Below are 13,882 nucleotides of genomic sequence, written 5' to 3' on the forward strand. Positions count from 1 at the left end.
CGGTCGAGCCGTGACCGAGGGGCGCCGTCCGACGGTGGCTCCCTCGGCAGACGGCACCTTCGCGGACACGGCCCGCCGTCGGGCGGCGGCACCGCGCCGGTGGGTCGTCGAGCCGTGACCGAGGGGCGCCGTCCGACGGTGCCCCGGCAGACGGCACCTTCGCGGACACGGCCCACCGTCGGGCGGCGGCACCGCTCCGGCTGATCGTGCGGGTCGCGCGGCGGGATCTCGGCTCGCGTCGGGCCTGAGCGGGCGTTCGGCGCGGATCGCGCGCCGGGGCCTTGCCGCCGTGCGGCGGCCCCGGCGGCCGTGCGGCGGCAAGGCCCCCGATCTCTCAGGACCGAGGGCCCGAGGTCAGCCCACGGCCAGCAGGATCGCCAGCAACAGGGCGCCCGCGGCGGCCGGGCCCACGATCTCCCAGGCCCACCGCACGGTCACCTCACCCTGCGCGGACTCCTCCTTCTGCCGCACCTCCCACAGGTTCCGCAGCTCGTCCATGACCTTGTCGGACTCGGCGCGCGCGGGCCCCTCGGGAACGTCCGGGCCCGCCTGCGCGGACAGCCCGCCCCCGAACCCGGCCGGCCCACCGAAGCCTCGCCTGCGGCGCGGCCGTCCCTCGCGCTCGGCGGCCTGGTCCGCGGCGAGGCGGTCCTGCTGCCGGGCGGCCCGCTTGCGCGCCCGCAGCGAGACCGGGACCGACCAGAGCTGGAACTTCTGCCCGGACTCGGCGACCACCTCGTTGGAGTAGGCCGACCGCAGCGAGGCGACCTGCCCCCAGGGCAGCACGACCACGCGGAACGGGTTGCGCACCCGCAGCCGGTCGTCGCCGGCGAACACGGCGGGCCGCAGGGTGAAGGCGGTGACCAGCGGCACCAGCAGGATCAGCGCGGCGAGCGCCAGCCACGGCGTGCGGCCCTCCCCGGCGACGATCGCGTCCACGCCGAGCCAGCCGACCAGGCCGAGCAGCAGCACCCCGCCGGCCAACCCCGCGGGCGACCGGTACACCCGGTCCTTGACACCGCTCACCGGCACGGGACCCTGCTCATCCGAACTCGTCATACCCCCGATTCTGCCCGACCCCCCGGCCACCTCCCCCGACGCCCCCGCCCGGCGGGCGGGCACCCGGCACACGGCGCCGGGCACCGAGCACCGGACGCCGGGCACCGCCGCCGTCCGGCGCCCGCCCGCGTGGACCCGCCCGCCCGCGGCACCGACCTCCCCCGTCCGTCCGCGCGCGCGGAACCCGTCGAGGGCTGTACACCCGCTACGCGCGTAGATATGCTCGTCTGGTGACCATGCCCACCAACGCATCCGCACCCACCGCGGCACCCCCCCTCCCGGACGTCACGACGTCCGACGCCACGCTGCGCCGCTTCCTCCACGGGCTCCCCGGCGTCGACGCGGTCGGCCTGGAGGCGCGCGCCGCGGCCCTCGGCACCCGTTCCATCAAGACGACCGCGAAGGCGTACGCCATCGACCTCGCCATCTCGATGGTCGACCTGACGACGCTGGAAGGCGCGGACACCCCGGGCAAGGTCCGGGCGCTCGGCGCGAAGGCGGTCCACCCCGACCCGACCGACCGCACGACCCCCGCGACCGCCGCGGTCTGCGTGTACCCGGACATGGTCGCCACCGCGAAGGCCGCCGTCGCCGGCTCCTCCGTCAAGGTCGCCTCCGTCGCCACCGCCTTCCCGGCGGGCCGCGCCGCCCTCGGCGTGAAGCTGGCGGACGTCCACGACGCCGTCGCCGCGGGCGCCGACGAGATCGACATGGTCATCGACCGCGGCGCGTTCCTCGCGGGCAAGTACCTGAAGGTCCACGACGAGATCACCGCCGTGAAGGAGGCCTGCGGCACGAGCGCCCGCCTGAAGGTCATCTTCGAGACGGGCGAGCTGTCGACGTACGACAACATCCGCCGCGCCAGCTGGCTCGGCATGCTCGCCGGGGCGGACTTCATCAAGACGTCCACCGGCAAGGTCGCGGTGAACGCGACGCCCGCGAACACCCTCCTGATGCTGGAGGCCGTCCGCGACTTCCGCGCGCAGACCGGCGTGCAGGTCGGCGTGAAGCCGGCCGGCGGCATCCGCACCACCAAGGACGCCGTCAAGTTCCTGGTCCTGGTCAACGAGACCGCGGGCGAGGACTGGCTGGACAACCACTGGTTCCGCTTCGGCGCCTCCTCGCTGCTGAACGACCTGCTGATGCAGCGTCAGAAGCTGGCCACCGGCCGCTACTCCGGCCCCGACTACGTGACGGTGGACTGATCACCATGGCTTCCCTGTTCGAGTACGCACCGGCGCCCGAGTCCCGCGCGGTCGTCGACATCGCGCCCTCCTACGGCCTGTTCGTCGACGGCGAGTTCACCGATGCCGCCGACGGCAAGGTCTTCAAGACGGTGTCCCCGTCGACCGAGGAGGTGCTGTCGGAGGTCGCCCGGGCCGGCGCCGAGGACGTCGACCGCGCCGTGCGGGCGGCCCGCAAGGCGTTCGAGAAGTGGTCGGCGCTGCCCGGTGCGGAGCGCGCGAAGTACCTGTTCCGCATCGCCCGGATCATCCAGGAGCGCAGCCGTGAACTGGCCGTCCTGGAGACCCTGGACAACGGCAAGCCGATCAAGGAGACCCGCGACGCCGACCTCCCCCTGGTCGCCGCGCACTTCTTCTACTACGCGGGCTGGGCGGACAAGCTCGACCACGCCGGCTTCGGTGCGGCCCCCAGGCCCCTCGGCGTCGCCGGCCAGGTCATCCCCTGGAACTTCCCCCTGCTGATGCTGGCGTGGAAGATCGCCCCGGCGCTGGCGACCGGCAACACGGTCGTCCTCAAGCCCGCGGAGACCACCCCCCTGTCCGCCCTGTTCTTCGCCGACATCTGCCGCCAGGCGGGTCTGCCCAGGGGTGTCGTCAACATCCTTCCCGGTTACGGCGACGCGGGTGCCGCGCTGGTCGCGCACCCGGACGTGGACAAGGTCGCCTTCACCGGTTCCACGGCGGTCGGCAAGGAGATCGCGCGGACCGTCGCGGGCACCCGCAAGAAGCTCACGCTCGAACTGGGCGGCAAGGGCGCCAACATCGTCTTCGACGACGCCCCGATCGACCAGGCCGTCGAGGGCATCGTCAGCGGCATCTTCTTCAACCAGGGCCAGGTCTGCTGCGCGGGCTCGCGCCTGCTGGTCCAGGAGTCGATCCACGACGAGCTGCTGGACTCCCTCAAGCGCAGGCTCTCCACCCTGCGCCTGGGCGACCCGCTGGACAAGAACACCGACATCGGCGCGATCAACTCCGCCGAGCAGCTCGCGCGCATCACCTCGCTGGTGGAGCGCGGCGAGGAGGAGGGCGCGGAGCGCTGGTCCCCGGAGTGCGAACTGCCCTCCTCCGGCTTCTGGTTCGCCCCGACGCTGTTCACGAACGTCACCCAGGCGCACACGGTGGCCCGCGACGAGATCTTCGGTCCGGTCCTGTCGGTCCTCACCTTCCGCACCCCGGACGAGGCCGTCGCCAAGGCCAACAACACGCCGTACGGCCTGTCGGCGGGCATCTGGTCGGAGAAGGGCTCCCGCATCCTCGCGGTGGCGAGCAGGCTCCGGGCCGGTGTCGTGTGGTCCAACACGTTCAACAAGTTCGACCCGACCTCGCCGTTCGGCGGCTACAAGGAGTCGGGCTTCGGTCGCGAGGGCGGCCGTCACGGCCTGGAGGCGTACCTCGCCCCGTCGAGCCCGGAGGGCGAGCGATAAATGAGCAACGTTGACAAGTCCGAGCAGCAGCGGCTCAGCGTCTTCAAGACCTACAAGCTGTACGTCGGCGGGAAGTTCCCGCGTTCCGAGAGCGGCCGGGTGTACGAGGTGACCGACGCAAAGGGCAAGTGGCTGGCGAACGCGCCCCTCTCCTCCCGCAAGGACGCCCGTGACGCGGTCGTCGCCGCACGCAAGGCGTTCGGCGCGTGGTCCGGCGCGACCGCGTACAACCGCGGCCAGATCCTCTACCGCGTCGCGGAGATGCTGGAGGGCCGCCGGGAGCAGTACGTCCGCGAGGTCGCCGAGGCCGAGGGCCTGTCGAAGTCGAAGGCCGCCGACCAGGTGGACGCGGCGATCGACCGCTGGGTCTGGTACGCGGGCTGGACCGACAAGATCGCCCAGGTCGTGGGCGGCGGCAACCCGGTCGCGGGCCCGTACTTCAACCTGTCGTCCCCGGAGCCGACCGGCGTGGTCGCGGTGCTCGCCCCGCAGGAGTCGTCGTTCCTGGGCCTGGTCTCGGTGGTGGCCCCGGTCGTCGCCACGGGCAACACGGCGGTCGTGGTCGCGAGCGAGAGGGCCCCGCTCCCGGCCCTGTCCCTGGGCGAGGTCCTGGCCACCTCCGACCTGCCCGGCGGCGTCGTCAACATCCTCTCGGGCCGTACGGCGGAGATCGCGGCGCCCCTCGCCGCGCACCAGGACGTCAACGCGATCGACCTGGCCGGCGCCGGCGACGTGCTGGCGAAGGAGCTGGAGGTCGCCGCGGCCGACAACCTCAAGCGCGTCCTGCGTCCACAGCCTGTGGACGACTGGCGGGCGGCGCCCGGCACCGACCGCATGACGGCGTTCCTGGAGACGAAGACGGTCTGGCACCCCACGGGTTCGCTGGGCGCGTCGGGCTCGTCCTACTGAGCCGTCGCGAGAAGCCGGAGGGCCGTGACCTCCCCCCGTCCGGGGAGGCCGCGGCCCTCCGTGCGACGGTCCCTCACGACCGGCCGGACGGCAGCTCCGCCACCTGCCCGACCACCGGGACGGACCCGATCGACTCCGCCTGCGCCACCGGCCCCGTCAGCGCCCGCGAGGTGACCGGCCGGAAGTCGGCGAGCTGGGTGCCGACGCCGTTGTCGAGCGGGTCGACGCCGGTGCCCGCGAGCGGGTTGGGCTTGAGGCCGGCGACCGGGCCGGTGGCGTGGCCGACCGTGCCGGTCAGCGCCCGCAGGCCGGCCTGCGGGTCCACGTCGCCGAGCGAGGCCGGGCGGGCGTGCGGGACGCCCGTCGCCGTCGCCGCCTCCTGCGCGGACGCCGTCGTCGCGCCCGCTCCCAGCGCGACTCCGACGGTCGCGAGGGCGATCAGGGCGCGCTGGGCGGTGGGGCGGTGGGGGGAGGCGTGTCGGGCCATCGGTGGTGCCACCTTCCGGTGCTCTGGGTAATGCGGTCGACACGAAGGGTAGTTGTGGTGTGACGCGCGCTGCAAAGCCGACCCGCGGGGTCGTGACCGGCCCGGCCGATGCCTCACACTGGTGTCCCGTGAGTCCCCATCCGCCCGTACCCACGCGAGTCGTGCTGCTCTGCGGCCCTTCCGGCTCCGGCAAGTCCCTCCTCGCGGCCCGCTCCGGCCTTCCGGTGCTGCGTCTCGACGACTTCTACAAGGAGGGCGACGACCCGACGCTGCCTCTGGTCGCGGGAGGTTCCGACACCGACTGGGACGCCCCCGCCTCCTGGGACGCGGACGCGGCCGTCGCCGCCATCGTCGGCCTGTGCCGCACGGGCCGTACCGAGGTGCCCGTGTACGACATCTCGCTGAGCGCCCGCACCGGTGTGGAGAGCCTCGACGTCGGGGGGACCCCGCTGTTCATCGCGGAGGGCATCTTCGCCGCCGAGATCGTCGGCCGCTGCCGTGAACTGGGCGTGCTGGCCGACGCGCTGTGCCTGAGCCGCGGCCCGGTGAAGACGTTCCGCCGCCGTTTCCTGCGGGACCTGCGGGAGGGCCGCAAGTCCGTGCCGCTCCTGCTGCGCCGCGGCTGGCGCCTGATGCGCGCCGAACGCTCCATCGTGGCCCGCCAGACCGCGCTCGGCGCCCACGCCTGCGACCGCGACGAGGCGATGGGCCGCCTGGCGTCCGCGGCGGCCGGCCACCGCGACGCGCCGGCCGGTACGGCCCGTACGGCGGCGTAGGGCCCGCCGGGCACGAGGTGCGCGGGCAGGGGCGGAACCCGCTCCGTGACACGGAGAAGCGGGGCCGGACGGACCCCCCGGCCCCCCAGCCCCGCTCCCCTTCGTGCTTCCCCCGTGTCCCCAGGGATGGTGCTCCCCCGTGCACGTCGCGGTACCGCTCGTTCCCCACGTCCCCCGTCGGGTCCTCCCGGTACCGCTTCCCCCGTGCCCCGGCTCCCGTGACCGGAAGCCGGATCCCCCGTGCGCCTCAGGCGACCAACTCGCCGAAGGCGTCTTCCTCGTCACGGCCGAAGCTGAGGACCTCGTCCTCCCGCAGCCGGCGGAGCGACCGCCAGATGCTGGACTTCACCGTGCCGACACTGATGCCGAGGATGCCCGCGATCTCCGGGTCGGTGCGGCCCTCGTAGTACCGCAGGACCAGCATCGTCCGCTGGAGTTCGGGCAGCCGGGCCAGCGCCTGCCACAGGACCGTGCGCAGTTCGGTGCCGCGCATCGCGTCCGTGTCGCCGGCCGTCTCCGGCAGTTCCTCGGTCGGGTACTCGTTCAGCTTGCGGCGGCGCCACGCGCTGATGTGCAGGTTGGTCATGGTCCGCCGGAGGTACCCGCCGACGGCCGCCTTGTCGCTGATCCGCTCCCACGCCCGGTAGGTCGAGAACAGCGCGCTCTGGAGCAGGTCCTCGGCCTCGAAGCGGTCACCGGTGAGGTGGTAGGCGGTGGCGTACAGGGAGGCGCGGCGCTCCTGGACGTAGGCGGTGAACTCCGCCTCCGACAGCGAGCGACGCTCCCCCGTGTCCTCCCTGTACGCGGCTCCCCCGGCCGTGCCCGTGGCGGCTTCCGCCGCGGGCGTCTCCCCCGTGTTCGCGTCGACCACCGTCATGAACCCGGTGTGCTGACGCCCGGCGCCGCGGGAGCATCCCCGCCCCCCGCGCTCGAAACCCGCGCGGGAGGGCCCCCCGTCGGCACCGGACCTCTCCGGACCCCGGTTCACGTCGTGCAGGCGCGTGATCACTGCGCTGGTGTTCAGGCCGTGCAGCGTGTTCATCTCGCGCCCCCCGTCGTGGTCCTGCGGTGATCCGGTCGGTCGTACCGGGCCCGGCGTCCTGCTCCCCTGCCCGTGCCGAGAAGCTTGCCGAAGCCACTTCATCGCCGTGTCCGTCGACTGTCACAGACCTGTCACAGGGGCCCGTCACGGCGACACCACGGATCCCGTACGGGCGTTGCCGGTGGCCGTGCGGTGCGGCTTCGCGCCGCCGGCCGACACGGGAACGCCGGCACGGACGCCGGCGGGAGCGACCGGCCGGACGGCGGGGCCCGGCCGGCGCCCCGCGGGCCGACCGGAAGCACCGCCCGCGTCCGCGGCGTGCTGCCCGGAACTGTTCGAACAGGCAGGTCCGCGGGCCGCCGGCGGTCCGGGCCCGGCCCTCTTCCGGCCCTCGTACCGGCGGCTCGCGGGCCGCCCCGCGCGCCGCCGCGCGCCGCGCGCGGCGCGGAAACCGCGCACCCCGCGGATCCGAGCCCGGACCACGGGTCGAACGACAGCCCCTCCATGGGCCAGAATGAGCCCGTGCCTTCCCTGTTGCTGATCGAGGACGACGACGCCATCCGTACGGCCCTGGAGCTCTCACTGACGCGCCAGGGACACCGGGTGGCGACCGCTGCGAGCGGTGAGGACGGTCTGAAGCTGCTGCGCGAGCAGCGGCCGGATCTGATCGTGCTGGACGTGATGCTGCCCGGCATCGATGGGTTCGAGGTGTGCCGCCGCATCCGGCGCACCGACCAGCTGCCGATCATCCTGCTCACCGCGCGCAACGACGACATCGACGTGGTGGTGGGACTGGAGTCCGGCGCCGACGACTACGTCGTCAAACCGGTGCAGGGGCGGGTCCTCGACGCCCGGATCAGGGCCGTGCTGCGGCGCGGGGAGCGCGAGTCGAACGACGCCGCGACCTTCGGCAGTCTCGTCATCGACCGCGCGGCGATGACGGTGACGAAGAACGGCGAGGACCTCCAGCTCACCCCGACCGAGCTGCGGCTGCTGCTGGAGCTGAGCCGGCGCCCCGGACAGGCGCTGTCCCGGCAGCAGTTGCTGCGGCTGGTCTGGGAGCACGACTACCTGGGCGACTCACGTCTGGTGGACGCCTGTGTCCAGCGTCTGCGCGCCAAGGTCGAGGACGTCCCGTCCTCCCCCACGCTCATCCGTACCGTGCGCGGAGTCGGCTACCGCCTGGACGCCCCTCAGTGACACGAGGGCGAGGGGGGGTCCGCGGCTGGTCCGCGGCGCGCAAGGGACATCTTTCCCGGCTGCGGTTCACCAGCCTGCGGCTGCGGCTCGTCATGGTCTTCGGGGCGGTGGCGCTGACCGCCGCGGTGTCCGCCTCGGGCATCGCGTACTGGCTCAACCGCGAGGCGGTGCTCACCCGCACCCAGGGCGCGGTGCTGCGGGACTTCGAGCAGGAGATGCAGAACCGGGCGGGCTCGCTGCCCGAGCACCCGTCGCAGGACGAACTCCAGCACACGGCCGGGCAGATGGCCAACAGCAGCCAGCGCTTCAGCGTGCTGCTCGTCGGCGAGGACGTCGACGGCACGACCGTGTACGGCAACTCCGGCGGCCTGAACGGGTTCTCCCTGGACGCGGTGCCCGAGTCCCTGCGCGCGGCCGTCGACAGGCGGCAGGACGTCACCTCCGGCAACAAGTCGCCGTACCACCTGTACTGGCAGCGGGTCGTCGACCACGGCACGCCGTACCTGGTGGCCGGCACGAGGATGATCGGCGGCGGTCCGACCGGCTACATGCGCAAGTCGCTCGAGCCGGAGGCCAAGGACCTCAACTCCCTCGCCTGGTCGCTGGGGATCGCCACCGGTCTCGCGCTGATCGGCGCGGCGCTGCTCGCGCAGGCCGCCGCCACGACCGTGCTGAAGCCGGTGCACCGCCTCGGGGTGGCCGCCCGGCGCCTCGGCGAGGGCAAGCTGGACACCCGGCTGCAGGTCTCGGGCACGGACGAACTGGCCGATCTGTCCCGCACGTTCAACAGGACGGCCGAGGCCCTGGAGAAGCGGGTGGCGGACATGGCGGCCCGCGACGACGCGTCCCGCCGCTTCGTCGCGGACATGAGCCACGAACTGCGCACCCCGCTCACCGCGATCACCGCCGTCACGGAGGTGCTGGAGGAGGAGCTGGACGCGGAGTCCGGCAGCATCGACCCGATGATCGAACCGGCGGTCCGCCTCGTCGTCAGCGAGACCCGGCGCCTCGGTGACCTGGTCGAGAACCTGATGGAGGTCACCCGCTTCGACGCCGGGACGGCCCGTCTGGTCCTGGACGACGTCGACGTCGCCGACCAGATCACCCACTGCATCGACGCGCGCGCCTGGCTCGACGCGGTGGAGCTGGACTCCGAGCGCGGCATCCACGCCCGTCTCGACCCGCGCCGGCTGGATGTGATCATGGCGAACCTGATCGGCAACGCCCTCAAGCACGGCGGCTCGCCGGTGCGGGTCTCGATCCGGGAGTCGGACGACGAGGTGGTCATCGCCGTCCGGGACCACGGCCCCGGCATCCCCGAGGACGTCCTCCCGCACGTCTTCGACCGCTTCTACAAGGCGAGCGCCTCCCGTCCGCGTTCCGAGGGCAGCGGCCTGGGCCTGTCCATCGCCCTGGAGAACGCCCACATCCACGGCGGCAGGATCACGGCCGTCAACTCCCCCGACGGCGGCGCGGTGTTCACCCTGCACCTGCCGCGGGACGCTTCGGAACTGGCGGAACAGTCCGAGAAGGACAAGGGGGACGCCTCGTGAAGAGGGGCCGTGTACGCCGTCTGCTCGCCCTCCCCCTGCTCGCCGGGCTGCTGACCGGCTGCGGGATCCGGGCCACGGAGGTGCCGACCGACTTCGGCCCGGCACCGTCACGGGTGCGCTGCTCCCTGGCCGAACCCGAGGTGACGACCCAGACCGCGAGGGGCGTCCCGGTCCAGGTGTTCCTGCTGTGCGGCTCGTCCCTGGTGGCCGTGGACCGGGCCGTGCGGGTGCCCGACGGCACGGCGGACTCCGAGCGCCGGGTCCTGGTGGCCCAGGGCCTCCTGGACGAACTGGCCGAGTCGCCGTCCACCGCCGAGAAGGAGGCCGGTCACAGCACGGACGTGCGCGGCGGCACGAAGGTGAGCGGCCCGGTCCCGGGGGACCCCGACGACACCCTGCGCCTGAGCGTCTCCCCCGGCGCCCTCACGTCGTACGCCCTGGCCCAGCTGGTGTGCACCTTCTCCGATTCGGCGGCGGCGGAGGGCGACGGCTCGGTGGTGCTGGGCGGCCCCGCCCCGGAACGCCCCCGCCGCTACGAGTGCACCGACGAGGTCCGCGCCCGCCCGGGCTCGGCGGAGCCCCCCTCGACGGACGTCGCGGACAGCTGACGCCGGGCGGCGTGACGCGCGGCCCCTCCCGGCCCGGAACCGATCCCGCCGCCTTTCGCGTCTAGGGGAGCGTGCAGCGTCAAGGCGTCGGCGGCAGCGCCGTGAACCGCGTCCGTGCGGCCGGGAGCGTCCTCCTGGTCGCGCATCTCCTGGTCGTCGCCTGGCTCACGCTGCGCCCACTGGACGTCCCCTGGGTGACGCCGACCAATCTGCATCCCTTCGCGGGCATCCGGGCGGACCTGAGGCTGGACCGGTCCGGGGCGCTCCGCCGCATCGGTGAGGACCTGGCCCTGCTGGCTCCGCTCGGCTTCCTCCTTCCGCTGGCGCACGGCAGGCCGGCCGTCTCCCCGCTGGCCTCCCTGGTCCGCACGGTCGCGGCGGGGACCCTGCTGTCCCTGGCGATCGCCCTGCTCCAGACGGGCGTGCCCGGCCGCGTCGTCGACGTCGACTCGGTGCTGCTGAACGCGGTGGGCGTGGCGCTGGCCCACGCGGCGCTGGTCCCCGCGGCCCGGTCCTGGCTGCGTCGGCGCGGTGCGCGGCGGGGGCTGCCCGTCGTAGGCCCGGAGGAGACGGCTCAGGGTCTGACCCCGACGATTCCCAGGGTCGGGATCGCCCCGTAGAGCGACGTTTCCTCCCCTTCGTCTCCGTAGCGTGGTGTTCATCGGGGGGCGGCCGACCAGGGCCCGCCCCGGACCGACGCCCACGAAGGAGACGCAGATGTCCAGCAGCCTCGCCCGCCCCACCCAGGGCCGCATGATCGGCGGAGTGTGCGCCGCGCTGGCCCGCCGCTTCGGCACGTCCGCCACGACCATGCGCGTGATCTTCCTGCTCTCCTGCCTCCTGCCGGGCCCGCAGTTCCTGCTCTACATAGCGCTGTGGATCTTCCTTCCCTCCGAGGACAAGACCCGCACGGCCTGGTGAGCGCACACGCCGTCGGGGCGCACCCGGGAAACCGGGTGCGCCCCGACGGCGCGCGGGCGGGTCCGGCTCAGCCCAGCGCGATCCCGTTCACCGGCACCCCGTGCGTGGGCAGGCCCTGGAGCGGCAGACCGCCGAGCAGACCCGCCACGGGGGCGGTGGGGCTCTGGGCGAGGGCCTGTTCGGCGGCGGGCCGGGCGGCGGTCAGACCCGTCTCCAGCGCCGGCCGGGCCTGCGTCAGCGCCTCCTCGGCGCCCGGCAGGGCCTGGGCGACGTCCTCCGCCGGCAGCGTCCTGGTGATGCCGTCCAGGGGCTGGGTGGCGTCCGGAAGGGCCGGCGCGGCGTTGGCGGCGCCCGCACCGGCGGCGGCGAAGGCGGCGCCGAGGGCGGCGACACCGAGGGACTTGACGGCAGACTGCTTCATGATGAACGCGTCCTCGAATACGGGGAAATGAGCGGTCCATGACCGTAGACACGGGACACCGGTCCCCGCAAACAGGGAAATGCGGACGGACCGTGAAGACCCGTCCGCACGAAAAGCCCGGGGAAAACGGGCCGTCAGCTCTCTTCCCCGAAGGAATCGCTGGTGGATGCGGTCTGCCGGAACAGCCACTCGGACTTCAGTTCCGCGTAGCCGGGCTTGATCACGTCATTGATCATGGCCAGCCGTTCATCGAAAGGAATGAATGCTGACTTCATAGCATTGACGGAGAACCACTGGAGATCGTCGAGCGTATAGCCGAACGCATCGACAAGGTGCTCGAATTCCAGGCTCATGCTGGTGCCGGACATCAGCCGGTTGTCGGTGTTCACCGTGGCCCGGAAGTGCAGCCGCCGCAGCAGCCCGATCGGGTGCTCGGCGTACGAGGCGGCGGCTCCGGTCTGGAGGTTGGAGCTGGGGCACAGCTCCAGGGGGACGCGCTTGTCGCGGACGTACGAGGCGAGCCGCCCGAGCTCGACCGAGCCGTCCTCGGCGATCTCGATGTCGTCGATGATGCGGACGCCGTGCCCGAGCCGGTCCGCGCCGCACCACTGGAGGGCCTGCCAGATCGACGGCAGCCCGAAGGCCTCACCGGCGTGGATGGTGAAGTGGTTGTTCTCGCGCTTGAGGTACTCGAAGGCGTCGAGGTGCCGGGTGGGCGGGTAGCCCGCCTCCGCGCCGGCGATGTCGAAGCCGACGACGCCCAGGTCGCGGTGGCGGTTGGCGAGTTCGGCGATCTCCAGCGCGCGGGCGGCGTGCCGCATCGCGGTGAGCAGGGCGCCGACGCGGATGCGGCGGCCGTTCTCGCGGGCGAGCCGCTCGCCCTGCCGGAAGCCCTCGTCGACGGCAGCGACGACCTCCTCGAGGGTCAGACCGCCTTCGAGGTGCTGCTCGGGCGCGTACCGCACCTCGGCGTAGACGACGCCGTCCTCGGCGAGGTCCTCGGCGCACTCGCGGGCGACCCGGATCAGCGCCTCGCGGGTCTGCATGACGGCGACGGTGTGGGAGAAGGTCTCCAAGTACCGCTCCAGCGAACCGGAGTCGGCGGCCTCCCGGAACCAGATGCCGAGCTTGTCGGGGTCGGTCTCGGGGAGGCGGGTGTACCCGGCGTCCCGGGCGAGGTCGACGACGGTGCCGGGCCGCAGCCCGCCGTCGAGGTGGTCGTGCAGCAGAACCTTGGGCGCCCGGCGGATCTGCTCCGGGCTGGGGGCGGCGCCCTTCTGGACGCTCTGGCTCGTCATGCGCGCACTCTAAATCCTACGCGCGTAGATCGCCCGGCGGAAAACCCGGTCGATACGCAACGGTGACCGCACGGCCGGGTGGAGTACACCGGCGTTTCTGACACTGTTCTGTCATGGGACAGCAAGCGACGCCGCTTCGGTCGGCCGGCCTGGGGAGGGTCATCGGTCCGGAGCCTCGGACGGTGGGCGGGGCGGTGCTGCTGCTCCCCGGCGGCGAGGAGGTCTCCGACCGCAGGCCCTCGCCCCTGTGGCAGGCCGCCTCCGTCCGCGCCCTCGGGCGCGGACTCGCCCGCGCGGGACGGGAGGAGGGCCTCGCCGTGCACGTGGTGCGGTACCGCTACCGCGGCTGGAACGGCAGCGAGGCCCATCTGGCCGCCGACGCCTCCTGGGCCGCCGACGAGGCCGTACGGCGCTACGGGGACGTCCCCGTGTGCCTGGCCGGCGTCGACATGGGCGGACGGGCGGCGCTGCGCGCGGGCGGGCACGAGGCCGTCGACTCCGTGCTGGCCGTGGCTCCCTGGCTGCCCGAGGAGGACGTGGCGGTACCACCCGAACCGGTGAAGCAGCTGGTGGGGCGGCGGGTGCTGATCGTGCACGGCACCAATGACCAACGGACCGACCCGGAGCTGTCGTTCCGGCTGGCGGCGCGGGCGAAGAAGGCGAACCGGGACGTGTGCCGGTTCGAAGTGCACTCGGACGGGCACGGGTTGCACCAGCACCGCTCCGAAGTGCTGTGCCTGTGCGAGGACTTCGTGATGGGGACGCTGTTCGGGAGGGGTTTCTCCCGGCCGGTCGAGGACGCGCTCGCCGCCCCGCCGCCGCTGGGGCTGCGGATGCCGCTGGCCTCGGGGTTCGGACGGTCCTTGCGGAGGTAGGAGTTCGGGGCCGGGCGGCCGTCGCGACCGCGGGAACTCGGGGCCGGACGGCCGTCGCGGCGGGG

At 73.3% G+C, this 13,882-nt stretch carries 15 protein-coding genes; 10 read left to right on the top strand and 5 right to left on the bottom strand.

Going from position 1 to position 13,882, the window contains the following annotated elements; translation table 11 throughout:
* Positions 1-354: 354 nt before the first annotated feature.
* Entirely contained in the window at positions 355-1,059 is a 705-nt protein-coding gene (locus ACZ5FU_RS03625; protein ID WP_451525260.1) for a PH domain-containing protein, read from the bottom strand.
* 236 nt (positions 1,060-1,295) lie between these two features.
* Here ACZ5FU_RS03625 and deoC point away from each other — a divergent pair, with 236 nt between their 5' ends.
* From deoC to ACZ5FU_RS03640, 3 genes are read left to right on the top strand one after another with little or no spacing between them, the layout of a single operon-like run.
* Positions 1,296-2,264: a deoxyribose-phosphate aldolase gene (gene deoC, locus ACZ5FU_RS03630; protein WP_468643053.1), complete on the top strand. Its 969-nt coding sequence runs from the start codon at positions 1,296-1,298 to the stop codon at positions 2,262-2,264.
* Between the two features lie 5 nt (positions 2,265-2,269).
* Positions 2,270-3,727 (top strand): aldehyde dehydrogenase family protein, encoded by a 1,458-nt coding sequence (locus ACZ5FU_RS03635; RefSeq protein WP_451525259.1) that lies wholly within the window; start codon positions 2,270-2,272, stop codon positions 3,725-3,727.
* Positions 3,728-4,636 carry an aldehyde dehydrogenase family protein gene (locus tag ACZ5FU_RS03640; RefSeq protein ID WP_451775185.1) on the top strand — a complete coding sequence of 303 codons (909 nt, stop codon included), beginning with the start codon at positions 3,728-3,730 and terminating at the stop codon, positions 4,634-4,636. It begins immediately after the preceding gene.
* A gap of 73 nt (positions 4,637-4,709) precedes the next feature.
* Here the strand turns inward: ACZ5FU_RS03640 and ACZ5FU_RS03645 are convergent, their stop codons facing one another.
* Positions 4,710-5,123 carry a hypothetical protein gene (locus ACZ5FU_RS03645; RefSeq protein WP_451525257.1) on the bottom strand — a complete coding sequence of 138 codons (414 nt, stop codon included), beginning with the start codon at positions 5,121-5,123 and terminating at the stop codon, positions 4,710-4,712.
* 59 nt (positions 5,124-5,182) lie between these two features.
* On the opposite strand from ACZ5FU_RS03645, the gene ACZ5FU_RS03650 reads away from it, so the two are divergent.
* Positions 5,183-5,899: a uridine kinase gene (locus ACZ5FU_RS03650; protein WP_451525256.1), complete on the top strand. Its 717-nt coding sequence runs from the start codon at positions 5,183-5,185 to the stop codon at positions 5,897-5,899.
* 247 nt (positions 5,900-6,146) lie between these two features.
* Here the strand turns inward: ACZ5FU_RS03650 and ACZ5FU_RS03655 are convergent, their stop codons facing one another.
* A complete protein-coding gene (locus ACZ5FU_RS03655; RefSeq protein ID WP_451525255.1) occupies positions 6,147-6,941 on the bottom strand; it encodes a SigE family RNA polymerase sigma factor in 795 nt (264 codons plus the stop codon).
* A gap of 522 nt (positions 6,942-7,463) precedes the next feature.
* On the opposite strand from ACZ5FU_RS03655, the gene afsQ1 reads away from it, so the two are divergent.
* The 5 genes from afsQ1 (at position 7,464) to ACZ5FU_RS03680 (ending at position 11,223) form a co-directional block, all read left to right on the top strand.
* Entirely contained in the window at positions 7,464-8,141 is a 678-nt protein-coding gene (gene afsQ1, locus ACZ5FU_RS03660) for a two-component system response regulator AfsQ1 (RefSeq protein ID WP_366059737.1), read from the top strand.
* Positions 8,138-9,694 (top strand): sensor histidine kinase, encoded by a 1,557-nt coding sequence (locus ACZ5FU_RS03665; RefSeq protein WP_468833563.1) that lies wholly within the window; start codon positions 8,138-8,140, stop codon positions 9,692-9,694. The genes afsQ1 and ACZ5FU_RS03665 overlap by 4 nt, the downstream gene beginning before the upstream one ends.
* Positions 9,691-10,302, top strand: coding sequence for a hypothetical protein (locus ACZ5FU_RS03670; RefSeq protein ID WP_451525253.1), 612 nt, complete (start codon positions 9,691-9,693; stop codon positions 10,300-10,302). The genes ACZ5FU_RS03665 and ACZ5FU_RS03670 overlap by 4 nt, the downstream gene beginning before the upstream one ends.
* Positions 10,303-10,373: 71 nt before the next feature.
* Positions 10,374-10,922 carry a VanZ family protein gene (locus tag ACZ5FU_RS03675; RefSeq protein ID WP_451525252.1) on the top strand — a complete coding sequence of 183 codons (549 nt, stop codon included), beginning with the start codon at positions 10,374-10,376 and terminating at the stop codon, positions 10,920-10,922.
* Between the two features lie 97 nt (positions 10,923-11,019).
* Positions 11,020-11,223 (top strand): PspC domain-containing protein, encoded by a 204-nt coding sequence (locus ACZ5FU_RS03680; RefSeq protein ID WP_451525251.1) that lies wholly within the window; start codon positions 11,020-11,022, stop codon positions 11,221-11,223.
* Between the two features lie 67 nt (positions 11,224-11,290).
* Here the strand turns inward: ACZ5FU_RS03680 and ACZ5FU_RS03685 are convergent, their stop codons facing one another.
* On the bottom strand, positions 11,291-11,644 hold the full coding sequence (locus tag ACZ5FU_RS03685; RefSeq protein WP_468642943.1) for an ATP-binding protein: 354 nt from the start codon (positions 11,642-11,644) through the stop codon (positions 11,291-11,293).
* Positions 11,645-11,778: 134 nt separating this feature from the next.
* Positions 11,779-12,942, bottom strand: coding sequence for an adenosine deaminase (locus ACZ5FU_RS03690; RefSeq protein ID WP_468833566.1), 1,164 nt, complete (start codon positions 12,940-12,942; stop codon positions 11,779-11,781).
* Between the two features lie 113 nt (positions 12,943-13,055).
* Here ACZ5FU_RS03690 and ACZ5FU_RS03695 point away from each other — a divergent pair, with 113 nt between their 5' ends.
* Positions 13,056-13,817, top strand: coding sequence for an alpha/beta hydrolase family protein (locus ACZ5FU_RS03695; RefSeq protein WP_451525248.1), 762 nt, complete (start codon positions 13,056-13,058; stop codon positions 13,815-13,817).
* The last annotated feature ends 65 nt before the right edge of the window (positions 13,818-13,882 follow it).

The sequence above is a fragment of the Streptomyces sp. NPDC031554 genome (genome assembly GCF_055580685.1).